The 24243-nt window shown below is 39.6% G+C and carries 20 protein-coding genes, 2 pseudogenes and 1 riboswitch; of the genes and pseudogenes, 8 read left to right on the top strand and 14 right to left on the bottom strand.

The annotated features are described in order from the left end of the window. From BM057_RS08920 to BM057_RS08970, 11 genes and pseudogenes are all read right to left on the bottom strand, one after another. Positions 1-201, bottom strand: a pseudogene (locus tag BM057_RS08920) (ISL3 family transposase); the annotation flags it as partial. 166 nt (positions 202-367) lie between these two features. After that, positions 368-1885: a degradosome RNA helicase CshA gene (cshA, locus tag BM057_RS08925; RefSeq protein ID WP_047391063.1), complete on the bottom strand. Its 1518-nt coding sequence runs from the start codon at positions 1883-1885 to the stop codon at positions 368-370. 474 nt (positions 1886-2359) lie between these two features. After that, positions 2360-3739 carry a UDP-N-acetylmuramoyl-tripeptide--D-alanyl-D-alanine ligase gene (locus tag BM057_RS08930; protein WP_342708099.1) on the bottom strand — a complete coding sequence of 460 codons (1380 nt, stop codon included), beginning with the start codon at positions 3737-3739 and terminating at the stop codon, positions 2360-2362. Between the two features lie 162 nt (positions 3740-3901). Next, positions 3902-5002, bottom strand: coding sequence for a D-alanine--D-alanine ligase (locus BM057_RS08935; RefSeq protein WP_092093089.1), 1101 nt, complete (start codon positions 5000-5002; stop codon positions 3902-3904). An 893-nt stretch (positions 5003-5895) separates the two neighbouring features. Continuing rightward, on the bottom strand, positions 5896-6669 hold the full coding sequence (locus BM057_RS08940) for a hypothetical protein (protein WP_047391061.1): 774 nt from the start codon (positions 6667-6669) through the stop codon (positions 5896-5898). Positions 6670-7130: 461 nt separating this feature from the next. Continuing rightward, positions 7131-7391 (bottom strand): type B 50S ribosomal protein L31, encoded by a 261-nt coding sequence (locus BM057_RS08945; RefSeq protein ID WP_047391059.1) that lies wholly within the window; start codon positions 7389-7391, stop codon positions 7131-7133. Positions 7392-7499: 108 nt separating this feature from the next. Further along, positions 7500-8795, bottom strand: a complete 1296-nt coding sequence (gene rho / locus BM057_RS08950) for a transcription termination factor Rho (RefSeq protein ID WP_047391053.1) — start codon at positions 8793-8795, stop codon at positions 7500-7502. 32 nt (positions 8796-8827) lie between these two features. Further along, positions 8828-10087, bottom strand: coding sequence for a UDP-N-acetylglucosamine 1-carboxyvinyltransferase (locus BM057_RS08955; protein WP_092093068.1), 1260 nt, complete (start codon positions 10085-10087; stop codon positions 8828-8830). Between the two features lie 462 nt (positions 10088-10549). Then, positions 10550-11407: a class II fructose-1,6-bisphosphate aldolase gene (gene fba, locus BM057_RS08960; RefSeq protein WP_047391050.1), complete on the bottom strand. Its 858-nt coding sequence runs from the start codon at positions 11405-11407 to the stop codon at positions 10550-10552. Between the two features lie 321 nt (positions 11408-11728). Next, positions 11729-12367, bottom strand: a complete 639-nt coding sequence (gene rpoE, locus BM057_RS08965; RefSeq protein WP_092093070.1) for a DNA-directed RNA polymerase subunit delta — start codon at positions 12365-12367, stop codon at positions 11729-11731. 58 nt (positions 12368-12425) lie between these two features. Next, entirely contained in the window at positions 12426-12866 is a 441-nt protein-coding gene (locus BM057_RS08970) for a YwiB family protein (protein ID WP_092093073.1), read from the bottom strand. 238 nt (positions 12867-13104) lie between these two features. Between BM057_RS08970 and BM057_RS08975 the strand changes: the two genes are divergently transcribed. The 5 genes from BM057_RS08975 (at position 13105) to BM057_RS08995 (ending at position 17591) form a co-directional block, all read left to right on the top strand. Then, complete coding sequence (locus BM057_RS08975; RefSeq protein ID WP_177186220.1) at positions 13105-13977, top strand: lipoate--protein ligase family protein; 873 nt, start codon at positions 13105-13107, stop codon at positions 13975-13977. Next, positions 13974-15353, top strand: a complete 1380-nt coding sequence (locus BM057_RS08980; RefSeq protein ID WP_092093076.1) for an HD domain-containing protein — start codon at positions 13974-13976, stop codon at positions 15351-15353. The genes BM057_RS08975 and BM057_RS08980 overlap by 4 nt, the downstream gene beginning before the upstream one ends. A gap of 18 nt (positions 15354-15371) precedes the next feature. Then, the gene (gene yidA, locus BM057_RS08985) at positions 15372-16181 is read left to right on the top strand and encodes a sugar-phosphatase (protein ID WP_092093079.1); all 810 of its coding nucleotides are present in this window, start codon (positions 15372-15374) and stop codon (positions 16179-16181) included. 37 nt (positions 16182-16218) lie between these two features. Continuing rightward, on the top strand, positions 16219-17028 hold the full coding sequence (gene yidA, locus BM057_RS08990; protein ID WP_092093081.1) for a sugar-phosphatase: 810 nt from the start codon (positions 16219-16221) through the stop codon (positions 17026-17028). A gap of 134 nt (positions 17029-17162) precedes the next feature. Beyond that, on the top strand, positions 17163-17591 hold the full coding sequence (locus tag BM057_RS08995; protein WP_047391037.1) for an organic hydroperoxide resistance protein: 429 nt from the start codon (positions 17163-17165) through the stop codon (positions 17589-17591). A gap of 53 nt (positions 17592-17644) precedes the next feature. Here BM057_RS08995 and BM057_RS09000 read toward each other — a convergent pair whose 3' ends face one another. Both BM057_RS09000 and BM057_RS09005 read right to left on the bottom strand, forming a co-directional pair. After that, positions 17645-18106, bottom strand: a complete 462-nt coding sequence (locus BM057_RS09000) for an NUDIX hydrolase (protein ID WP_047391034.1) — start codon at positions 18104-18106, stop codon at positions 17645-17647. A 77-nt stretch (positions 18107-18183) separates the two neighbouring features. Beyond that, positions 18184-18723: a folate family ECF transporter S component gene (locus BM057_RS09005; RefSeq protein ID WP_047391031.1), complete on the bottom strand. Its 540-nt coding sequence runs from the start codon at positions 18721-18723 to the stop codon at positions 18184-18186. A gap of 40 nt (positions 18724-18763) precedes the next feature. After that, positions 18764-18865, bottom strand: a riboswitch (THF riboswitch). Between the two features lie 372 nt (positions 18866-19237). Here BM057_RS09005 and BM057_RS09010 point away from each other — a divergent pair. Beyond that, positions 19238-21778: a vitamin B12-dependent ribonucleotide reductase gene (locus tag BM057_RS09010; protein ID WP_425439026.1), complete on the top strand. Its 2541-nt coding sequence runs from the start codon at positions 19238-19240 to the stop codon at positions 21776-21778. Positions 21779-21967: 189 nt separating this feature from the next. Here the strand turns inward: BM057_RS09010 and mgsA are convergent, their stop codons facing one another. Further along, complete coding sequence (gene mgsA / locus BM057_RS09015) at positions 21968-22408, bottom strand: methylglyoxal synthase (RefSeq protein ID WP_047391029.1); 441 nt, start codon at positions 22406-22408, stop codon at positions 21968-21970. 139 nt (positions 22409-22547) lie between these two features. Between mgsA and BM057_RS09020 the strand changes: the two genes are divergently transcribed. Beyond that, positions 22548-23060: a type 1 glutamine amidotransferase domain-containing protein gene (locus tag BM057_RS09020; RefSeq protein WP_092093086.1), complete on the top strand. Its 513-nt coding sequence runs from the start codon at positions 22548-22550 to the stop codon at positions 23058-23060. 963 nt (positions 23061-24023) lie between these two features. Further along, positions 24024-24243: pseudogene (locus BM057_RS09025) on the top strand (hypothetical protein); the annotation flags it as partial.

A 24243-nucleotide genomic window follows, 5' to 3' on the forward strand; every position in this document is an offset into this window, starting at 1 on the left:
TGTGCCATGTTTGATAAGATCCTGATAGGAGTTGTTTTTGACGCCGCAAAGTTTACAGCAGGAAGGTCGATAGGTCAATTTTCCGTGTACTACCAGATATTCTTGATCCTTTTTCTTTTCCTTTGTAACGGGAACTTCAGCTAATTGAACATTTGGGTCTTTAATATTGAGCAATTTTTTTATAGAATGAGTGTAGGCCATGTGAATTCTCCTATTCTTTTGTGTGGTAACTTAATTATAGGAGTTCACTGGTCTTTTTTCATTTAAAAACAAAAAATAGTGCCAGTGAACCGATTGGTCCACCAACACTATATATTATAGAGCCCTCCTTTTTAGACTTTATTGAAGAAAAGTTTGGGGTATAGGTTTATTTTTGTCTAATTGTAAAATCGCGTTTTCCATTACCATTGTTGCGACGGTCACCGCGTTTATTATCAAAGCGCTGATCTTTTTTACTATTGCGACGATTATCTCTTCTGCCTCCGCGGCGATCGCCGTAATTCTTTCCGCCTTTTCCTTTGTAATGACCGCGTCCGCCGCCTTTATTATTACCTTTGAAAGATTTATTTGGCAATGGGCGTTCCGGTGTGATTTTAACCGGCACCTCATTTGGATCTTTCACGATCGTTTTTAAGAAAGCAGCAACCAAGTCTTCTGGTGTGTAAGTTTCTAATAAGTCAGCGGCAGCTTTTTCATAACGGTCCAAACCATTTTTGTCAATGATCTCGCCGATTTGTTCCATCGCTGCTTTGACTTGTCCTTCATACGCCTCTTCACTTGTTGGCGGACGCAAAGCTGTCATTTTTTTGCGCGTTAAATCCTCGATCGTCCGCAAATAGCCCATTTCATTCCGTGTGATAAAAGTGATAGAGATCCCTTCTTTACCAGCACGACCAGTACGGCCGATACGGTGCACGTAGCTTTCTGGGTCTTGTGGAATATCATAGTTATAAACATGTGTTACACCCGATACATCCAATCCACGAGCAGCGACATCCGTAGCGACTAAGATATCAACGCGACCAGATTTAAAGCCTTTCAACACACTCATCCGTTTTTGTTGAGAAAGATCGCCATGGATTCCTTCTGCACGGTAGCCGCGCATTTCCAATCCTTTAGCAATTTCATCTACCCGACGTTTCGTACGACAGAAGACGATCGCAAGTTCAGGTGTTTGAACATCAAACAAACGCGTCATCAAATCGAATTTCTCAAAATCTTTACATTTCACAAAATATTGATCGATCAAACTGCTGGATAACGTTTTTGTCTTGATTTGAACATGCTCTGGATTTTGCATGAATTGTACACCGATTCGTTTGATTTCATTCGGCATTGTTGCTGAGAACAATAGCGTTTGACGTGCTGATGGTGTTTCTTTGATGATGCTTTCGATATCATCAATGAATCCCATATTCAACATTTCATCAGCTTCATCTAGGACCAATGTTTCAATATGGTTCAATTTCAATACTTTACGCTTGATCAAATCTAACATACGGCCAGGTGTACCTACTACGATATGCGGTTGGTCCTTTAATGACCGGATTTGACGGCCAATATCTGCTCCGCCATAAACCACTTGTACTTTAGCTTTTTTATCGCGGCTCAAGCTATATAATTCTTCTTGTGTTTGGATCGCTAATTCTCTTGTTGGAGAAATAACTAGACCTTGCACCACACGGTTTGAAGGGTCGATTTTTTGCAACATGGCTAAGCCGAAAGCTGCTGTTTTACCTGTACCTGTTTGTGCTTGTCCAATGACATCTTTTCCTTCAAGTGCTAAAGGAATTGTTTGTTCTTGAATGGGTGTAGCTTCTTCAAACCCCATTCTTTCAATACTTTTTAATAATTCAGGCGCTAATCCTAATTCTGAAAATTTCAACTATTGTTTTCCTCCTGTTTATTGAAAATCTCAAGAGAGTCTTGCAAAACAGGCAATTCATTGATCGTTCCCATCATAGATACCTGTTATCGTTCATTTGTTTAACGGTTAAAGAGACCATCCTCTTTTGTAACAAATCGCGATTGTTTTAAAGAAAGAATAAAACAGCTATCAGGAGAAAATAAACCTTTGCTTTCATTCCTGGCTGTTTTTCTTTTCGTTCAGCTGCCGCTCTGATCGGCAAGTGAATGGGCTGCGGAATGATTTCATCCGACTGCTTTTACGTTACATAAACTCTCATTATTTTCAATTCATTAAGTTATTCTTTTATAACCTTTGCAATACTAACACGTATCCTTAGGTTTAGCAAATCATTTCAAATAAAATTTGAATGAACACGTTTCCTTTTGGATGAAATGTATTTTGTTTCTTTTTTTGCTCGCATTACTGCCTGACTTTGTTTAGCAGAAGATTTCAAACCGTCAGCATACGAACGACAGATAACAGATCCGTTCCAAAACTTGATTTGATCAATACATAATCATCAGAACGAAGTGTGTCTTTCAAATATTGAATCATCGGTTCCTTTTCACCCGTAAAATGATGGACCTGATGCTCGTCAAAGATATTTTCCTCAACAAGCGCCGTTGCTAAAACTTGCATCTTTTCGCCGTATAATACCACTTGATCGATTGCTTCCGGTGACAGTACTTCTTTGATGCTTTCATGTAGTGCAGCTGACCATTCGCCTAGCTCCAGCATATCTCCTAAGACCACTATTTTCTGCCCGTTATTGCTTAGACGACTGAAATTTTCAATGACGAGTTTCATAGCAGTTGGATTTGCATTGTAAGCATCGTTTAAAATAGCGCTATTGTTATATCCCTTCAACCATTCCGTACGGTTCTTGGTCAAATGGAAACGTGCCAATGAACCGGCTGCTTCTTTGATCAAAATGCCGGTTGCAAGTCCTGCTAATAACGCTGCTAGCGCATTATTGACATTATACGTCCCTAAAACTGGAATTTGCAGCTGCACGTCAGGCGCTGAATTCGTGGTAAACGTTGTTTCTTTCATTTCTGTTTTTACTTGTAGCGGATACAGGTCATTGCTTGCTTCTTGTCCAAATGTTCGCAGTTGTTCTGACGACAACCCTTGAACGCGTTCTTGCAATAAAGGCTCTGCTCCTGGATAGATCAATATTCCATCTTTTTTCAAACCAGATGTGATTTCCATTTTGGCATCCGCGATTGCTGCTCGCGATCCTAAGTATTCAATGTGCGATTCGCCAATCATCGTAATGATCGCGATATCCGGTTCTGCCAAGTCTGATAATACTTTGATTTCTCCCGGATGGTTCATGCCCATTTCGAGAATGATGACTTCTGTATCCTCACTCATCTCTAGGATCGTATAAGGCAAACCGATATGGTTATTAAAGTTCCCTTGTGTTTTGTGGACTTTATACCGTGCGCTCAATACCGCTTCTGTCATATCTTTTGTCGTCGTTTTTCCGTTGCTGCCTGTTATGGCAACCACTTTTGGCGCCACTTTTTTCAAATAATACTTCGCTAATTGTTGCATAGCAGCCAATGTATCGGCCACTTGGATAACCGGAAAATCCGCTGGTGCTTCTGCTAAAGGGGCACTCCAAAAAGCCGCCACTGCACCTTGTTCTATTGCTTGTTCAATAAACCGGTGTCCATCGTTTTCGCCGATCAGCGGCACAAATAATGATCCAGCTGTTAACTTACGCGTATCGAAGCCGACTGAAGTAACGGCGCGCTCGCTCCATTGATCGACTGTATTTAGAGCGCCAACTGCTTCTGCTATTTCATTGATCGTTAAAGAAATCATTGCTTTCCTCCATATATGCTAAAAAAACAGATAGCTGTTCATAGACTGGTGTTCCCACACATCCATCTTTTGCTGTTTCATAATTTACAGCAGCCGTCTGTTTTGCCATAAATTTTAGGCTGTGACCTATTGTCTACAGCCTATTATTCATATTCATTTTTATTGATGATTTTTTTGTTGGTACTGTGAACGTTCTTCAGCCCGTCTCAATGCCAATTGAATCAATTCCTCAATCAGGTCTCCATAACTTAAGCCGGTTTGTTTCCATAGAGAGGGATACATGCTGAATTGTGTAAAGCCAGGCATCGTATTCACTTCATTAATGAAAATCTCACTGTTGCTAGTCACAAAGAAATCACATCGGCTCAAGCCGCTGCCATCAATTGCTTGGAAAGCTCGAACAGCATATTCGCGGATCTTTTCAGTTGTTTCCTCTGATAAAGTTGCTGGAATCTGCATTCTCACGTCGTTGTTGATGTATTTTGATTCATAATCATAAAATTCAACTGATTTCACCAGTTCTCCTGGTACAGAAGTATGAATATCATCATTGCCTAAAACAGCCACTTCGATTTCTCTTGCTTCTTGAAGGCCTTGTTCAACAATCACTCGTCGGTCATATTGGAAAGCAAGATTGATCGCTTCAGTCAGCTCTTCACGATTTTCAGCTTTGCTGATTCCTACGCTAGAGCCTAAGTTAGCTGGTTTGACAAACATTGGATAGATAAGCGTACCTTCACAACGGTTATAAACGTCTTCACGCTGATGCAGCCAGTATCTTTTTGGAACGGGTACATAAGGAACTTGCGGCAGTCCAGCTTGTTGGAAAAGCTGTTTTGAAACGATTTTATCCATTCCAACTGCACTCGCCAGTACGCCAGCTCCTACATAAGGCATGCCCAGCACTTCAAACAATCCTTGAACCGTGCCATCTTCTCCGTTTGGACCATGCAAAGCAGGAAAAATCACCGCATCTTCACTTTTGATACTGCTTGGTTCAATCAAGACACCGATAGAAGATTCCTGATCTTTCTGTGCAAATACTGCCTCTTTTCCAACACTCAATCGTAAACTTTCAGCATTTCTCAATTTATCTGCTTGATGGATCACTGGCCCTTTGACCCATTGGCCATCTCTTGTGATATATACTGGTTCGATTTCATAATATTGATAATAAACTTCTTGTGTAATGGAGTAGGCAGTAAGTATGGAAATATCATGCTCAGCGCTCTTTCCACCATAAATAAGAAAGATTTTCATTGCTTTTTTTCCTCCACATTTTTTCAAAATCCCAACCCATGATCTCCTGTCACTCAACCTTTTTTTGGAGACCATCGTCGATAATCCAGCTGCTATTTTACCATAATTAGCTGCCATTTCCTAGGCTTCTTAGCATTTCATTTCAATTTATTTAATACTAGGTTGAACACACTAAACCGTAAATGAATCCTCACTGAAATAGCCCATGTAGTTATTCCCACTTTTTCTGTCCCTTTTACATGAAGGGAATTTTACAAGTCTGATGGAACCTAAGACTTGTAAAATTGAGATTCTTCGTCTTCTGATATGGATAAAAAATTTTCTTCGGATGATGGGACAACCGAACTGTCTAGGAATGTTTTTTTAACAAATCTAACATCATTTTTTCTAACCAACGTTAACGATTATAGAACCCAAATTGAAAACAAGTACTCATATTGTGATAGAAAAACGGTTTTACCATATTTAACGTTGGTCTGTAAAATATCAATTTTTTTAATGCTAAACTCGTTAAAATTCTATTTCTAGAAATTTCAGAAGGCGTATAGGGCTACTGATAGCCATGAAAAAAGATGCAATGTGAATCACTTAGTGTTAAGCTTTAGCCGTTACACTAAGTTTGAAGCTTGCAAGCATTGAGACGCGATTTTCGGCTCAATGTGTTCTCATGGCTTTCCATCAGTAGCCCATCGACCATAGGAAATTTCTTTACCAACGTTAAAAGAGAAAGAACCAGAAAAACTGGCTCAACGATTTTTTTACTCATCAAAAAAAGACTGCAGAGCCATGAATGACCAACTGCAGTCTTTTTGATAAATTCGATAAAAAATCATCGTTTTATTTTTCCATTTAGTCGATTATCAACACTTGTTCTGTCTAACCTTATCAGTTGATCAAAACTGAAGCCCAGGAGCTAAAGGTTGCTCTTCTTTAACGAACCAACTTTGTTTTTTGTAATCAAAACATAAATAAGCTAGCAGTTCATTATGATCTTCATAAAGACTGCGGACACGATCTTCGATTAGATAAATCGGTATTTCACAAATATCATCTTCTACATTAAGCTGTTTGAAAGAAAAACAGACGCCTTCTCTCAGCAAAGGCACTATACTTTTAATCAATTCTAACGAAACTGGCTGCACAGGCTTGGCTCTTTTGAAAAGTAATTTCTTTTCAATTGAACGCTCTTTCAATTGCTTTGTCAATTCCTCTGCTAGCATCGTATAAAATAAGTGGATATCGCGGTAATATTGTTTGATGCTTCCGTCTGACATCGTCAAGTAAATAAAATTATTTTGCAGCTTATAATTAAATGGTGAGTGTAAATGTGTATAAGCATGTGCAAGATAAAGAAGTTCGGAAATCTCTACTGGTGTCAACTCATGCAACAGTTCAATACTTTCAAAGTCAACCCATTTCAGCTGGTATTGCATGCCATAGGTTCCCTTTTTATACGCGTCAAAAAAGTCTTGCACTTTTTGCGCACCACGAATCATACGAAACCCCGTATGCAGATCAAACTCGCCAATATCCTTTGCATCATTTAGCAGCAGCAGGTTTTGCGGTTTATTGTGCACCGTTTTTTCGTAATTGAAAAAAGTCAAGCCTCTTGATAACACAGAATTGGTTACACTATCCAAATGGACATAAATATATTCTGAGGACACAGTACATTTCTCCCTAACTTGTATTCTTTCTTATTGTACTATAAAAAGAAACAGATACTGTATCAATATGATAATAAAAGCATTACAAATAAAAGTAAGAAAGCGCTTTATTATAACAAGATGTTACTCTTCCCTTTAAACAAAGCTTGTTTCCCTTTTCACCAAGACGCAAAAGCGCTGCAAAAGACCTCAAGAAATCCTTCTTGAGGTACATTTTTGTTTGTTACTGATTTGATTGTTGATGTCCACTGACCCTATTTTCATTTTCAAAGCTCAATACTGACCGTTACGCCTATTAAGCGATGATTGATCTAGGACGTAACCTATCCATTGTCTAAATTCACAGGCTAGAGGAAATTTCTTTACCATCGTTAAAAGATGATGAGCCAAAAAAACTAAAAAAAGAGGATATCTTTTGTTTAAGATATCCTCTAAAGTCTAGTGAATCAATGTTTATATGATTAACCTTCGTTTTCGTCTTTGAAGCCATATTTTTTGTTGAAACGTGCAACAGCACCATCTGCTTGGGTGAATTTTTGACGCCCAGTGTAGAATGGATGAGAATCTGAAGAAATTTCAACACGGATCATTGGGTAAGTATTGCCATCTTCCCATTCAACTGTTTCGTCAGAAGATTTAGTAGATCCGGATAAGAATTTGTAGCCTGTAGTTGTGTCCATAAATACCACTTGTCTATATTCTGGGTGAATTCCTTGTTTCATAATTCTTTTCTCTCCTTTTGCCCTGATCCATTTGCTGTATCAGAGTGATTTATGCAAAATCGCAACATTAGCATAATAGCATGTTTAATAATGGATTGCAAACCTTTTTTAACGTCGATTTCCTCGTTGATTTTTACTGCTGTTAAAAGATGCAGAAGAAAAATTTTGGAAGAATTCTTCATTTGTTTTTGTTTTGCGTAAAACTTTGATAAATTGGTCTGTCACTTCTAATGCATCTCCGGTCATGGCATGACGCAGTTTCCAGATTGATTCCAGACGAGCACCTTTCAGCAACAATTCTTCTTTTCGTGTGCTTGATTTTTTAATATCGATGGCAGGAAAGATTCTTCTTTCTGACAATTCTCGAGAAAGATGCAACTCTGAGTTTCCAGTCCCTTTAAATTCTTCATAGATCACATCGTCCATCCGGCTGCCTGTGTCTACAAGAGCGGTGGCTAAAATCGTTAAGCTGCCGCCTTCTTCAATATTTCGAGCAGCACCAAAGAATTTCTTCGGTTTATATAAAGCAGCCGGATCGATCCCTCCGCTCAATGTACGTCCGCTTGGAGGAATAACCAAGTTATAAGCACGAGCCAAGCGTGTGATGCTATCCATTAAAATAACCACATCACGTTTGTCTTCCACTAAACGCATCGCTCTTTCCAATACCAGTTCAGCGACCCGCACATGATTTTGCGGTTGTTGATCAAAGGTCGAAGAAACGACCTCTCCTTTAACATTTCGTTCCAGATCTGTTACTTCTTCCGGACGTTCATCGATCAGGAGCATGATCAATTCAACTTCAGGATGATTTTCAGCGATGCCGTTAGCAATATCTTTCAGCAAGATCGTCTTTCCGGCTTTAGGCGGTGCTACGATCAACCCTCTTTGCCCGAAACCTACTGGGGCAATGATATCGATCATCCGTGTAGAAATTTTGAGCTGATTGGTTTCCAACGCGATCTGCTTTTCAGGATAAAGAGGAGTCAAAGCTGGAAAGTGAGAACGTTCTTTTGCTTCTTCAGGATCTTTTTGATTCACAAGATTGACATGCATCAGGCCATAATAACGTTCTGATGGTTTTGGCGGACGAGCTTTCCCCGTAATCTTGTCTCCATTGCGCAATCCAAATCGTTTGATTTGAGAAGCCGAAATATAAATATCTTCTTTGCTAGGTGTATAATTGATTGGCCGCAGAAAGCCAAAATCTTGTTGTTCCATAATATCTAATACGCCTTCCACAATAAAGTAACCCTGTTTTTCTTCCTGCGCACGAATAACAGCTAATGAAAGCTCCTTTTTATTCATTTGACTGTAATAAGGGATCTTTAATGCTCTTGCATGCTGATAGATTTCTTTCAGCGTCTTACTTTCCAATTCTTTTAATGTAACGATTTCCTCCATCTTCCCGCTCCTCACTTCACTACTGTTATGCTTTATTCCTCGATCATTTCGATATCTGCCCCCAAGTCGGTCAGTTTTTCAATAATATGATCGTACCCTCTCAGGATATTTTCTATCCCGCTGATTTTTGTGTTTCCTTCAGCCATCAATCCAGCAATCACTAAGCAAGCTCCTGCTCTTAGATCACTAGCTTCCACTTCAGCACCTGTTAGTTCGCATGGACCTTCTAACAAAATCAAATCACTTTCCACGCGCGCCTGTGCGCCCATCCGAGCAAGTTCAGGAATATGTTTAACACGTTTAGGATAAATCGTATCTTTGATTGCGGATTCTCCATTTGCTTTTAACAATAAGGGTGTTAAGGGCTGCTGCAAGTCTGTAGCAAATCCTGGATAAGGCATTGTTTTGACATTGACGGGTTTTAATGAAGTCGTTTCTTTGACTAAGACACTGTCTTCTCCGATCTCCATTGGAACGCCCATTTCTTCCATCTTGGCCAGCAAGCCTTCGATATGTTCAACGATCACGTTTTGTACAAGGACTTCTTTGCCGACCGCACCTGCCATCGCTAAGTAAGTACCGGCTTCGATCCGGTCAGGAATGATCGTATGACGACAACCGTGCATTTCTTCAACGCCCTCGATTCGGATCACATCAGTACCGGCGCCGCGGATTTTTGCTCCCATGTTATTTAATAAAGTTGCCACATCAATAATTTCAGGTTCACGGGCCGCATTTTCAATAATGGTTTTGCCTTTTGCCTTAACAGAAGCCAGCATCACATTGATGGTTGCGCCGATCGAAACCACATCAAAATAAATACGCGTACCCGTCAAGCCTTCTTCTGAAGTTTGTAAGTACATGGCGCCCATTTCGTTTTCAACCGTCGCGCCAAGGGCTTTGAACCCTTTCAAATGCTGATCGATCGGGCGCGGACCTAAAAAACATCCGCCGGGCAAGCCAACTACACCTTGTCCAAACTTCGACAATAAAGCACCCATGAAGTAATAAGAGGCTCTTAGACTTTGAATCTTACCGTTTGGCATAGGGATCGAAACCATATCAGTTGGATCAATCATTAACGTTGACCCGTTGAATTCAGTTTTGACATGCATCATATTTAAGATTTCGATCAAGGAATGGACGTCTTGGATATTTGGCACGCCTTCAAGAATAACTGGTTCATCTGCTAAAATAGCTGCTGGAATCAAGGCTACTGTACTATTTTTTGCACCACTGATCGTAACTGTTCCAGATAACTTTTTGCCACCTTGTATGCTAAATTTCTTCATTATTTATAAAACCCTCACTTTTTTCATGCACAGGCCCCTTCCGCCTGTTCGTTTAGTATCTTCTCATTTTTGTTGATAACATTGTTTAAGTATTTACTGTACTAAAAAAGGAACTTCTTTACATTAAAAAGAAGCCACAGTCTTTTTTATTTTATTTAAATGATGAAAAATAAAAGTAAACCTCAGTTATGGCTGCTGTAGTAAAGATGTTGACACAAGAGGAAAGGACTTCCAAAAACGACTGGTTTACCTATTCCTTTGCACCTAGCCTCACCTGTTGAAAGCGGATCAGCAATAGCAGCGAAAAAATACTATCCCCATTTTACTACATACCAACATAAGCTTACAATATCCAGCTTTAAAAAAGAACATAAAAGAAAGAGAAGACAAAAAAGCCTTTCCGTTTTCTCATTAAACGGAAAGGCTTTTCTCATTTTTAATCATTCTTTATTTATTTTTGACTTATGCTTGGTTAGAAGAACCGAACTCTTGCATTTTAGCTTTAGTTGTTTTCACGATTTCTTCTTTACCTGGTCCAATAACTTTACGTGGATCATATACATCTGCATCATTAGCAAGTACTTCACGAACTTTTGCAGTCCATACTTGTTGTAATTCAGTGTTAACGTTGATCTTTGTGTGACCGTATTGGATTGCTTTTTCGATTTGGTGTGTTGGGATTCCTGAACCACCATGCAACACTAAAGGTGCGCCTGTTAATTCTGAGATTTCCTTCATTTCATCAAAACCAAGTTTAGGTTCGCCAACATAATTTCCATGAACAGAACCAAGTGCAGCAGCTAAAGCATCGATTCCTGCTTCATCAACCATGCGTTTGCATTCTTGAGCATCAGCATATTGGACGCCGCCTGTTACGCCGTCTTCAGTACCGCCTACAGAACCAACTTCAGCTTCAACAGAAGCTCCTTTTTGATGAGCATATTCTACTACAGATTTTGTAGCTTGAATGTTTTCATCGATTGGGAATTTAGAATTGTCGATCATAACAGATGAAAAACCTGCGTCGATTGCTTCACGACATTTTTCTAAAGAAGAACCATGGTCTAAATGCAATGCAACAGGAACAGTGATATCCATTGTTTCCATCAATGCATCAACCATTGCTGCAACAACCTTGAATCCTCCCATATACTTGCCTGCACCTTCAGAAACTCCTAAGATAACTGGAGATTTTTCTTCTTGAGCAGCTTGAAGAACAGCTTGTGTCCATTCTAAGTTGTTGATGTTGAATTGGCCTACTGCATAGTGGCCTTTTAACCCTTTTTGTAACATATCGGTCATGCTTACTAAACGAGTCATAGTTTTGTTGCCTCCTCAGACATTTCTTTTTGTTCGCTAAACGCCACGGCTTAGTTGACGTGATAAGTATATCAAAGAATTCACAAATATTCTATATCATTCCACGCTATTTTCAGAAAACAACAGTAAATTTTAACAGATTTTCATTTATTTTCAAATAATACGCCTTATTTAAGGAATTTGACAACTTCTTCTTTAAAAAATATCGCTAAAAGACAAAAAAGAGCTGAGCTAACTTTGCTCAACTCCTTTCACTTCTTTATCTTTCATTGAAACTTGGAATTTGCAAGGCGCTCCAAAAAGAGCCTTTTACAAAGAACTTTAATATTCTTCTTCCTCTTCATCCAAGTCTTCGTCTTCGATGAGCGATAAGTCACCTTCAACACCATCTGGAAGATCGTCTTCTTCCTCTTCATCTGCACCTAGAGCAGACAAGTCAGCTTTATATTCGCCTAAATCTTCTTCATCTTCCTCATCGACCATTACACCATGATCACTAACGTCAACACGTTCGCCGTATTCAACTTCTTCTTCTTCTTCTTCTTCCGCTTCATCACCTTCATAGACATCTCTGTCTTCAGGATCATCATCGTTATAATCAATTTCATCCTCAGAAGTGGCAAATGCGCTCTTCTTGCCTTTTTTGCGACGACGTGGTTTGATTTCATCTTCATCGTTATCATGCGTCAGCTCTTCATCAATGGAATCAACTGGATACCATTCGCGCAATCCCCATAGATTTTCTCCTAAAGAGATAAAGCTGCCGTCTACATTTAAATCTGCATAAAATTGTGGCATTTTTTCTTCAATACTTTGCTCATTCATATCTAAAAAGTCGATCACTTCTTTAAGCAAGTCGGTGAAATCCATGACTTCCCCTTTTTGCGTCAAAACTGCATGCGCAACTTCAATCATTGACAATTCACTTCTAATTTGACCATCAAATTGTTTTAATTCCACAAAAGGCACGTCCTTTCAAAAGTCTACTCTTTATCATACTATAACTAAACGGTAAAAATCAATTGCAAATGGTAAAAATCAATTGCAAATGGTAATCTCCCAATTTTTCTTTTCCGTAATACAACGCATACTGAATCTGAACATGTCCTGTGAAAGGCTCATCAGTATAACTGATCTCCAAGTGATTCGTTACGGTGTCGATATAAACACTTCCTTGGGGCAAGCGGTAGAGCGTTTCGCAGCTTTTCCCTAATTCAAACCGCAGACGTGTTTTCACATCTCCTCTTCTCGTCAATGTCACGATGCCAGTTGGTTCAACTTTGAATGTAACTGGGATCCCGTCACTTCCTTCAACCGATTCTTCATAACGAATGTAATAAGAAGAGCCCATTTGGACAACTTTTCCTTTTTCGTCAAACACAAACTTTTCTACCCCATTTGGGTCCGTTATTTTCGTTTCTACATGTATCTTTGCCGGCATTCCTTTTGTTAAATCCATTTCTTCACCTCTAAGTTGTTAAAAAAGCAGGTTCCTTCTTTCATCTTCTCTTTTTATTTTAGCATGTTCAACTTGAAGAATACACCGGTTTAAGTCTTAATGATAGAAGAATCCATATTTATACGGATTTTTCTGCTATATTTGGTATAATAAACAATGAAATCTTCCTCTATTGTCCAAATTTTATCAAATAATGACGAATAGAGCGTAAGTTATTTTAAATATAGGAGCAGTGACTATGCATTCTACATCGAAAATGAATGATCCTTTAAAAGAACAAACGTACCATTTATATAACAGCAAAACCTATCCTTTTAAAAATCAAACCATCTCGCATTTTGCTTTAGCCGACAGTTTAATGATGTATGCCGGTAAGCATCAGCAGCATTTACTGCATTTCTGGCCAACGCAGAATTTGATCATTTTAGGCATGATGGATACTAAACTGCCTCATCTAGAAAGAGGCTTGGCCCTTTTGGATGAAGCAGGAAAAGATGTCATCGTCCGCAATTCCGGTGGTCTAGCTGTTGTCGGCGATGAAGGGGTATTGAACTTTTCTATTATTTTACCGGAACGATCAGACGAACGGATACCGATCCAAGACGGTTATCAAGTCATGTTTCGTTTGATCAGTGCCGCTTTGAAAGAATACGGGAAAACGATCGAAGCATACGAAATTGAAACTTCCTATTGTCCTGGAGAGTTCGATTTAAGTATCGGGGGTAAAAAGTTCGCGGGCACCGCTCAACGTCGCTTAAAAAATGGCGTTGCAATCATGATCTATATCAGTGTCAATGGCAATCAAGAAAGACGGGCAGAATGGATTCGAGACTTTTACCAACAAGGACTGCAAGGAGAGACAGTCAAATGGCACTATCCTAAAGTCGACCCCAGTGTAATGGCTACCCTAGAAGAATTACTCGGCGTTTCTTTAACCGTTGAAGAGATGAAAGAAAAGATCCTAAAGGTTTTGTTAGAACAAGACAATAAAATCGTCAGCGGAACATATTCAGAAGAACTGCTGGAAAACTATACCACTTCTTATCAAAAAATGATTCGACGCAATGAACAAATGCTTGGAGACCAGTTAGATCGGAGGTTATTGGATTGACAGAAAATGATCAATATCATGAACGATTGCCTTTAGAAAAGGTTTTTAGAGACCCTGTTCATCGCTACATCCATGTTCAGCATCAACTAATTTTAGATTTGATCAATGCTAGAGAGTTCCAGCGACTACGCCGGATCAAGCAGCTCGGGACAGCTTCTTTCACTTTCCATGGCGCTGAACATTCTCGCTTTACACATTCACTTGGCGTTTATGAAATTGCTCGGCGTATTTGTGATCATTTTATGCGCAGCTATCCTACAAAAGTACCGGGTGACGGTGGTTGGGACGACAGTGAACGTTTGGTTGTCTTATGTGCCGCTTTATTGCACGATATTGGACATGGCCCTTATTCGCATACATTTGAACATATTTTTCATACTGATCATGAAAAGATCACAATTGATATTCTTCTTTCGCCTGAAACGGAAGTCCATCAGATTCTGTCTAAGGTCAGTCCTGATTTTCCTGAAAAAGTAGCCAGTGTCATTGATAAAACCTATCCTAACCCGCAAGTCGTGCAGCTCATCTCCAGCCAAATCGATGCGGACCGAATGGATTACTTACTGCGCGACGCCTATTATACAGGCGTAAACTACGGTACATTTGACCTGACACGTATCTTACGCGTTATCCGGCCTTATAAAGAAGGGATTGCTTTTCGTATTCAAGGTATGCATGCAGTTGAGGATTATATTGTCAGCCGCTATCAAATGTACATGCAAGTCTACTTTCATCCTGTTTCGAGAGGTATGGAAGTAACATTAGATCATTTGCTGAAGAGAGCCAATAGAATCTATGATTTGCCGGAAACACAGTTTAAACACAGCTTTTCGCTATTGATTCCTTTCTTTGAGAAACGTTTTACACTGGAAGATTATCTCAAATTAGATGATGGCGTCTTAAACACCTATTTTACTTTATGGCGAGATGAGCAGGATCAGATCCTTAGCGACTTAGCGACACGTTTCTTGGATCGCAAACCTTTTAAATCTGTCACTTACCAAAAAGAAACCGATTTGCCAATCATTAAAAAGCTGCAAGGTTTGATCCAAAAAGCCGGCTATGAAACGGATTACTATACGGCGCTCAACAACAGCTATGATCTGCCATATGATTTTTACCGACCAAATCAAAAAAGCCGCCCTGCACAAATCGAACTCATTTACCCGGATCATACGCTAATCGAACTATCAGAAGCGAGCGACCTAGTCAAAGCACTGACAGGTAAGCAGCATGGCGATGAACGTTTCTACGTGCCTAAAGAATTTTTAAAACCTCACAGCTCTTCGGAGATTTCATTATTCGAGCCGCTGTATCAAGAATTCACGCGTTACATTAAAAATGGCGCGATCTATCATTCAGATGAAGATAAATAAGCCGAAAGGAATCACAGCATGAGCATTCAATTGATCGCCATCGATATTGATGGCACTTTAGTTACACCGGACGGACTAGTCTCTCCTAAGGTCGCCCAAACCCTTGCAATTGCTAAATCAAAGCAAATCAAAGTCGTCTTATGTACCGGCAGACCCTTACCCGGCGTACTGCCTCTACTGGATGAGCTTGGGCTTCAAGAAGAAGGCGACCATGCCATCACTTATAACGGCGCCTTAGTCCAGCAAACCAGTGACGGCAAAATTTTAGCGCACCATACAATGGATCACGCTGCTTTTCTTGAAGTAGAAAATATGAGCCGCAAGTTAGGCTTGCACAGCCATGCTGTTAATGATGGAGGAATCTATACAACCAACAAAGACATCAGCTATTACTCGATCAGAGAGTCCTTTTTGACTACGATCCCTCTTAAATACCGGGCCGCAGAGGAAATGGACAAAGAGATGTTGATCAGCAAAATGATGTTCATTGATGATCCAGCCTTGATAGAAAACAGTCTTCCGCAAATTCCCGCTGCTTTTAAAGAAAAGTATACTTTGTTGCGGAGCGAACCTTTTTTCTTAGAAGTGTTGAACAAAGCCGCCAGCAAAGGACAAGCATTGCGCGATCTTGCAACTTCTTTCCAAATTCCACGCGAACAAGTGATGGCGATCGGCGACAATGGCAATGATCTTGATATGATCCAATACGCAGGAATAGGTGTGGCCATGGGGAACGCTTCTCCTGCTGTCAAAGAAATCAGCGACTATGTCACAGACACCAATGTACATGATGGTGTTGCAACAGCTATCGAAAAATTTGCTTTTTAGTTTCCCAGTTATCACAATGAAGGAGTTTACATTACTTATGTCAATCAAACTTATTGCCATTGATATCGATGGTACACTTTTAACCCCTGAACGTACGATCAGTCCAAACGTTCAGCAAACCATTCAAACCGCTAAAGAAAAAGGCGTGAAGATCGTCTTATGTACCGGTCGTCCTTTAGCTGGTGTAAGAGCTTATTTAAAAGCCTTGAATTTAGAAGAAAAAGGCGATTATGTGCTGACTTATAATGGTGCTTTGGCTCAAGAATCAGATAGCGGAAAAGTTTTAGCACATCACACCATGTCTATGGATGATTTTTACGAGATCGAAGAAATGAGCCGGAAAGTCGGTGTTCATTTGCATACCACTACGATCGACGCCATGTATACGGCAAACCGCGACATCAGCGCGTATACTGTTCGCGAAGCTTTCATCGTTGAGCTGCCGTTAAAATTCCGGACTGTTGAAGAGATGGACAAAGACTTGACCATCAGCAAAATGATGATGATCGACGATCCAGCCATTTTAGATGCAGCAGTTGAAAAAATCCCTCAATGGTTCAAAGATAAATACACCGTTTTAAGAAGCGAACCTTTCTTCCTGGAGATTTTAAACAAATCGGCCAGCAAAGGACAAGCGCTAAAAAGTTTAGCCGAGATTTTACATTTGGAGCCAGCAGAAATCATGGCGATCGGCGATAATGAAAATGACTTAGATATGATCGAATATGCAGGTGTGGGTGTAGCCATGGGAAATGCTATTCCTAAAGTCAAAGAAGCTGCAAACATTATCACCGACACTAACGTCAATGATGGTGTCGCTACAGTTATTCAAGAATACCTATCCTAATCTTTCAATCTTATGACAGTGAACAACTGAACCAATAAAAAGCTCTTTTTATCTAAGGGCTTTTATTGGTCTTTTCAAATGACTCTATTTATAATGAATATGTAAGACCAATAATAAGAGAGGAGTTTTGTTCAATGTCAGATGTAAAATATACAACTAAAGCCATTAACACAGGCGGACGTGATGGGGAAAGCCGTTTACCGGATGGTTCCTTTTCAGTGCGCGTTTCTACTCCGAAAGATATGGGCGGCGCAGGACAAGGAAGCAATCCGGAACAGTTATTCGCATTAGGGTATAGTGCTTGCTACCATTCAGCTCTAGAACATTACAAACAAATCGAAAAAATCAATAATGAGTCTATTGTCTATTTGACAGTCAACCTTTTAGGTGACCCTACTGATAATGGCTTTAAACTAAGTGCTGAAATTGAAGTTGCTATCGATGGCTTGGACGAAGATAAGGTTCAAGAATTAGCTGAAAAAGCTCACCAATTCTGTCCTTATTCAAAAGCAACGCGTAACAATATCGATGTTACAGTCAAAGCAGTTCCTTACAACAAATAAACTATCCTATGGATAACTGAAAAGGAGTTGGGCTTATGCTCAACTCCTTTTTCTTATTCAAATGTGATATTGTCTGCTTGTTCCATATATTGTGAGACAGCCCAACGATGGCTTCCTCTTTTCAATAGCTGTATGGCTTCTGAAAGTGTGGCCCACCTTAAACTGTTCCCTTCTTCAAGCGGTGCGCTGACTTCTTTCCAAGAAGAAGCGACATAAAAGTGAGCCGGATTATGGTAATAATTTTTACGATAAGTTGAATAATAATATTCATCTGCTTCTCCTAGATAAAAACCTACCGTTACATCAAAACCGAGCTCTTCCATCGATTCTCTCTTCAGTGTTTCAACGTGCGTCTCATTCAGCTCTCTTTCACCTCCTGGCAGCAAATAAGAGCCATTCGGCGGTGAGACAAGCAAGATCTTTTCTTTGGGATCGTCAAATACAAGAAGATGAATCCCCACGCGCAGCTGATAATTTTTCCCTTCCAGCTTTTCTCCAAATTGTTTGATTGCCATTTTTTTACCTCACTTTTCATTTAAGGCAGCTTTGTGCTGTTATGATCAATTTCTCTCTCATCAAACTAATGGTTGCTCTACCGTTTTATAGTTTCTCCATCATCCAGCTTGACCACACTTCGCAAACGCGGGTGATTGGCGATGTAATGAATCATCAACACACGAATCGGAGCTACGATTAGGTTTTGCAACAAACGTGTGGGGACGATCACACGAGCAGCTTGATCATACATGATCACTAACCACAATGTATTCAATCCTAGGTTCACAACTAAGGTGATCACCAGTACAGTCAAAATCACCCTTCCCCACGTTTTTGGCTTTTTGTATAAATAAAAACCATAGAAAAAGCTGCCTAAAAATGCAGACAACGTAAATCCTGGAAAGTAGGCTCCAGAACCGCCAAATAAAAAAATGCCAGCCAAATCAGCTAAAGCTCCTGCGATCCCAGCCGTCCATGGTCCAAACAACATCCCAATCATGGCAGATGGCAGAAAGCCGAAACTGATGCGAACAATCGGTGTCTGAATGGCGAAAAGGTGCGTTAAAATAAGATCAAGAGCGATCAATAAGCCAATAACAGCAATCGTTCTGGCATCATAGGTTACTTTCTTCATGCTAAGCTCTCCTTTGCTGAGCTCCCTACACAATGACTTATGCAGCGGATGCAGAAGCAAAACCGCAAACGGTCAAACCGTTTTTCGTCTGAAGGCAACATCCCATCCATTCAGCACTTAACGCTTTGCTTCCTACTCTGATTTTTATAGATCAACAAAATAGATCCATATCCTTTTACTACTATACGCTGTTTTTCAATTTGTTGCCATCATTTCGAGTAAAATCATCACGAAGACAATGTCCATTCCATATTCGAATTGATTTTTCTTTTCTAAAAAAGAAAAAATTCACTAACCCTATGATTTTTTTCGTTGTTTTTTCTCCTTATCTTTCCTTGTTTTCTCTTCATTTTAGTTTGAAATCATATTTTTGCGTTTTTTTCAAGACTTTAAAAATACTAAATAGGGTGTAAAATAAATGATTGTTAACGATATATAGTGTATAGTATGTTTACAGACACAATATATAGATATTCAATTTGCTACATAACGATAAGGAGTGATGAAAATGATGATGAACCTATCATCAAAATTATCTATCAATCAAACAAAATTAAATGATGACATTCAAGCTTTCCCACAAGTTTATCCTATCACAGAAGATATGCAGATCACTTTCACTGGTGTTTCTCGTCTTGTTATGCTTGACCGCTACGCTTTTAAAGATACTGCTCATTTAACACTTTCTGAGGGTGACTTGGTCTTGCTGACGATCAAAGATGATCCGCAATATCCAGCACGTGGAATCGGTTTTGTCATTTCACTCCATCACGAAGAACAAAAAGCCACGATTCTAATAGAAGAAGATTATCGCAGTCAATTAGAAGATGAGACAGAAAGAGAAACTGGGTTGATCACACGTTCCTTAGATGTGATCGAAAAACCCTTAGAAATTTACTATGAACAAATTGCTAAACGGAATGCCGCCGGTTTGTCAGCAGTAGAAAAAACAGCTGAAAAGAGAAAAGAAGCTTTTGAAGCTTTCTATCAAGAACTGAAAGCTTTGCATTTTATTCCGGCTGGACGTGTTTTATATGGAGCCGGATCAGAAACAGAAGTTACTTACTTCAACTGCTACGTCATGCCATTCATTCCCGATTCACGAGAAGGCATCTCTGATCACCGTAAACAAGTGATGGAAATCATGAGTCGCGGTGGCGGCGTTGGTACGAACGGCTCAACATTGCGTCCTCGTCATACACTGGCTCGCGGGGTAAATGGAAAATCTTCTGGTTCTGTTTCTTGGCTAGACGATATTGCAAAACTAACGCACCTTGTCGAACAAGGAGGCAGTCGACGCGGTGCCCAAATGATCATGCTGGCAGACTGGCATCCTGATATTTTAGAATTTATTATTTCAAAGATGCAAAACCCAGCGATTTTACGTTTTTTAATTGAAACGAGCCAAGACGAACAAATCAGACAGCTGGCAAAAGATAAGTTGAAATTCACACCCTTTACTGAAACGGAAAGAAAAATGTATGAAAACATTTTGCGTTATAAAGACCAATCTGATAATGGCGGCTTCGAGGCAGCTGTTATTCAAGAAGCCGAAGAAAAACTTCAACTTGGCGGGGTCTATAGTGTTCACAACCCAGAATTTTTGACAGGAGCCAATATTTCGGTCTGCTTGACAGATGATTTTATGAAGGCTGTTGAACAAGATGCTGAGTATGAATTACGTTTCCCTGATGTAGAACATTACACGTCAGAAGAAATGGCTGATTACAACAAAAACTGGGCTGAATGCGGAGATGTGCGTGAATGGCAAGCAAGCGGCAGAGAGGTCAAAGTTTATCGCAAAATGCGCGCTGGTGAATTATGGAATTTGATCAATATTTGTGCCACTTATGCAGCTGAACCTGGTATTTTCTTTATTGATAATGCCAATAAAATGACAAATGCCAAAGCATACGGCCAAAAAGTAGTGGCCACCAATCCATGTGGCGAACAACCGCTGGCACCTTATTCTGTATGTAATTTAGCCGCTGTTAACTTGGCTGAAATGGTGGATAAAAGTGCGATGACAGTAGACTATGATCAATTGATCAAAACGGTCAAAACGGGTGTACGGATGCAAGATAACGTGATCGACGCTACCCCTTACTTCCTTGAAGAAAATGAAAAACAAGCACTAGGCGAGCGCCGGGTTGGTCTAGGGGTCATGGGACTGGCAGATTTGCTTATTTATTGCGGTCAAAAATATGGCTCAAAAGAAGGCAACTTGCTGATTGATAAAGTTTTTGAAATGATCGCTACAGCAGCTTATGAAGAATCGATTGCGTTAGCAAAAGAACGCGGCAGCTTTCCTTTCCTTACCGGCAAAACTGAGGAAGAAACCTTGCAATTGCGTCGAAACTTCATTCATTCCGGCTTTATGCAAAAAATGCCTGAATCGATCCGCAAAGATATTATGACTTACGGTATTCGCAATTCACATTTACTGACGGTAGCGCCAACCGGATCGACTGGTACAATGACAGGTGTTTCAACAGGTCTAGAACCTTATTTCTCTTTCAGCTACTTCCGGAGCGGCCGACTAGGCAAATTTATCGAAGTGAAAGCAGATATTGTCCAAGGATATTTGGATGCTCACCCAGAAGCAGACGGCGAACATTTACCAGATTATTTTGTATCGGCGATGGAACTTTCTCCTGAAGCTCATGTCGACACACAAACAACGATCCAAAGATGGGTCGACAGTTCGATCTCAAAAACCGTTAATGCGCCTCGTGGATATAATGTAAAACAAGTCCAAAGTATTTACGAACGTTTGTACAAAGGCGGTGCTAAAGGCGGAACGATTTATGTGGATGGAAGTCGCGATTCGCAAGTGCTGACACTGACAGCTGAAGAAAATAACTTAGAAACAGAAAACAGCTTCCTTGTTCAGGAAGAAGCAGCTGAACTGAAAAGTGAAACAGTCAAGGATGCTGTCACTTATGGCAACGAAATTGGAGATACTTGTCCGATCTGCCGTGTTGGTACGGTTGAAGATATCGGCGGTTGCAACACTTGTACGAATTGCAACGTACAGTTGAAATGCGGTTTATAAACGTTCTATATTTTTAGTGTTGCTGAAAACCATTCAAAAGCTTTTATAATAGGAAAAAAGAAAGTGAGACAGGGATGAATCTGATCCCCTACCTCACTTTCTTTTTTACGTGTTGATACAATCGCAAAGAGCTGAAATAAACGCAACCGCATTTGGCTTCTAGACTCTCAGCTCAATTGAAAGAACTTTTTAAATATCGATTGACTTCCGTTCTGTTTCTTTAGCTACAGCACGCCAATTCAAAAAACCAGCATCCAATCCTCTCAGCAACAACTCAGCTGAACCCAAATTTGTTGCTAAAGGAATCTCATAAACATCGCACAATCTCAGCAACGCAGAAATATCTGGTTCATGAGGTTGGGCAGTTAACGGGTCTCTCAAGAAAATGACCATATCGATTTTGTTATCCGATACATAGGCACCGATCTGCTGGTCTCCCCCAAGCGGACCAGATTTAAAACGATGAATAGCCAAGTCAGTTGCTTCCATAATGCGTTGACCAGTTGTTCCCGTTGAATAGAGGGTGTGTTTCTTTAAGATTTCCTCATAAGAAACAGCCAGCTTCACAAAATCTTTCTTCTTTTTATCATGGGCAATCAAAGCAATACTGAGTTTTTTCTCTTCTGTCATTTTCCTTCCTCCTTTTTTCTCTCTTTCCTATCATAACATGAAAGCCCTTTAAGCCCTATCCAAAGTTAAAATATTTGCTCGTATTTTTGATCTGCGTTACACTAAAAATGGAACAAATAAAATAGAAAGAGGGATTTAGATGGGCAAGAAAGTAGCATGTGTTTTAACAAACTTGTTTGAAGACGTAGAATTTACCTCACCGAAAGAAGCACTCACAAAAGCCGGTCATGAAGTCATCACCATCGGATTTAAAGCTGGTGAAACGGTCAAAGGCAAAAAAGGCGAAGCTGAAGTCACGATCGACAAAAGCATTGATGATGTAAAAACTGAAGCCTTTGATGCATTACTGATCCCTGGCGGCTATTCTCCTGACCAATTGCGCAAAGATGATCGTTTCCTTGAATTCGTTAAAGGTTTCGCAGACAGTAAGCCTATTTTTTCTATTTGCCATGGTCCGCAACTCATGATCAACGCAGAAATCGTCAAAGGTAAAAAAATGACGGCTGTCAAACAAGTCGGAGTTGATTTGAAAAATGCCGGCGCTGAATTTATTGACAAAGAAGTAGTCAAAGACGACAGCGGCATCATCTCTAGTCGTACACCTGATGATCTACCAGCTTTCAATGAAGCAATTGTAGATGCATTAGGCTAAACACTTCTCAAATAAGCAAATTTTCATTAAACTGATTTGAAAAGCTTATAAAGTTTTCATTGTTTTCAAAATAGCGCTTGTTAAACTACAGGTAGTCATTTAAGTAAACTTAAATCATTTAAATTTCTTTTCTCCCCCTAGTGAAAAGAAGACTTATCCCCTAAGCTGTCTCTTATTGAGGCAGCTTTTTTCTTTGACCTCGTAAAAACGTATAAAGTGACGCTCCAACGAACACAATAATCTGTAAAAAATACTGAACTTGTCCATAGAAGACTAGCCTGTAATCGAGTTGAAGATTTTATACTCTGAACTTGTCCACAGAAGACTGGGCTGTGAACAAGTTAAAGATTTTATACTCTGAACTTGTCCATAGAAACCTGGTCTGTGAACAAGTTGAAGGTTTTATTTTCTGAACTTGTCCATAGGAGACTAGTCTGTGAACAAGTTGAAGATTCTGCTTTCTGAACTTGTTCATAGAAGCTTAGTCTGTGAACAAGTTAAAGATTCTGCTTTCTGAACTTGGTCACAGAAGACTAGCCTGTGAACAAGTTGAAGATTCTGCTTTCTAAAATGCATTTATTGTAGTACTAAATAAAGGTTGTGTGTTTTCTTTTATGATTTTTAACGTTTTGAGCATACTTTCTTCACAAATGCTTAGTATGATTTAAACATACCAATAACAACCAACTTTTTTATATTTTCATTTTACCTTTTACTCCTCCAAAGTATAAGGTACTACTCCTTTTAGTCACTTGCCTCGAGCAAGTGGCTTTTTTATTCGTGTCAAAGCTTTTTTAATAGTACTTACTGAATCATTTATTTGAGTAGATATGTATTTAGGCTCTATAATATATAGTGTTGGTGGACCAATCGGTTCACTGGCACTATTTTTTGTTTTTAAATGAAAAAAGACCAGTGAACTCCTATAATTAAGTTACCACACAAAAGAATAGGAGAATTCACATGGCCTACACTCATTCTATAAAAAAATTGCTCAATATTAAAGACCCAAATGTTCAATTAGCTGAAGTTCCCGTTACAAAGGAAAAGAAAAAGGATCAAGAATATCTGGTAGTACACGGAAAATTGACCTATCGACCTTCCTGCTGTAAACTTTGCGGCGTCAAAAACAACTCCTATCAGGATCTTATCAAACATGGCACAAAATGTTCTACACTCACAC

Source organism: Pisciglobus halotolerans (genome assembly GCF_900113675.1).
Taxonomy (GTDB): Bacteria; Bacillota; Bacilli; order Lactobacillales; family Carnobacteriaceae; genus Pisciglobus; species Pisciglobus halotolerans.

What these genes read in the sequence shown, in the direction of transcription:
- fba (WP_047391050.1), bottom strand. Translation starts at nt 11,407, where the DNA reads ATGACTCGTTTAGTAAGCATGACCGATATGTTACAAAAAGGGTTAAAA.
- BM057_RS08975 (WP_177186220.1), top strand. Translation starts at nt 13,105, where the DNA reads ATGCATTCTACATCGAAAATGAATGATCCTTTAAAAGAACAAACGTAC.
- yidA (WP_092093079.1), top strand. Translation starts at nt 15,372, where the DNA reads ATGAGCATTCAATTGATCGCCATCGATATTGATGGCACTTTAGTTACA.
- yidA (WP_092093081.1), top strand. Translation starts at nt 16,219, where the DNA reads ATGTCAATCAAACTTATTGCCATTGATATCGATGGTACACTTTTAACC.
- BM057_RS08935 (WP_092093089.1), bottom strand. Translation starts at nt 5,002, where the DNA reads ATGAAAATCTTTCTTATTTATGGTGGAAAGAGCGCTGAGCATGATATT.
- BM057_RS09010 (WP_425439026.1), top strand. Translation starts at nt 19,238, where the DNA reads ATGAACCTATCATCAAAATTATCTATCAATCAAACAAAATTAAATGAT.
- BM057_RS09005 (WP_047391031.1), bottom strand. Translation starts at nt 18,723, where the DNA reads ATGAAGAAAGTAACCTATGATGCCAGAACGATTGCTGTTATTGGCTTA.
- rho (WP_047391053.1), bottom strand. Translation starts at nt 8,795, where the DNA reads ATGGAGGAAATCGTTACATTAAAAGAATTGGAAAGTAAGACGCTGAAA.
- BM057_RS09000 (WP_047391034.1), bottom strand. Translation starts at nt 18,106, where the DNA reads ATGGCAATCAAACAATTTGGAGAAAAGCTGGAAGGGAAAAATTATCAG.
- BM057_RS09020 (WP_092093086.1), top strand. Translation starts at nt 22,548, where the DNA reads ATGGGCAAGAAAGTAGCATGTGTTTTAACAAACTTGTTTGAAGACGTA.
- BM057_RS08995 (WP_047391037.1), top strand. Translation starts at nt 17,163, where the DNA reads ATGTCAGATGTAAAATATACAACTAAAGCCATTAACACAGGCGGACGT.
- BM057_RS08945 (WP_047391059.1), bottom strand. Translation starts at nt 7,391, where the DNA reads ATGAAACAAGGAATTCACCCAGAATATAGACAAGTGGTATTTATGGAC.
- mgsA (WP_047391029.1), bottom strand. Translation starts at nt 22,408, where the DNA reads ATGACAGAAGAGAAAAAACTCAGTATTGCTTTGATTGCCCATGATAAA.
- BM057_RS08970 (WP_092093073.1), bottom strand. Translation starts at nt 12,866, where the DNA reads ATGGATTTAACAAAAGGAATGCCGGCAAAGATACATGTAGAAACGAAA.
- BM057_RS08955 (WP_092093068.1), bottom strand. Translation starts at nt 10,087, where the DNA reads ATGAAGAAATTTAGCATACAAGGTGGCAAAAAGTTATCTGGAACAGTT.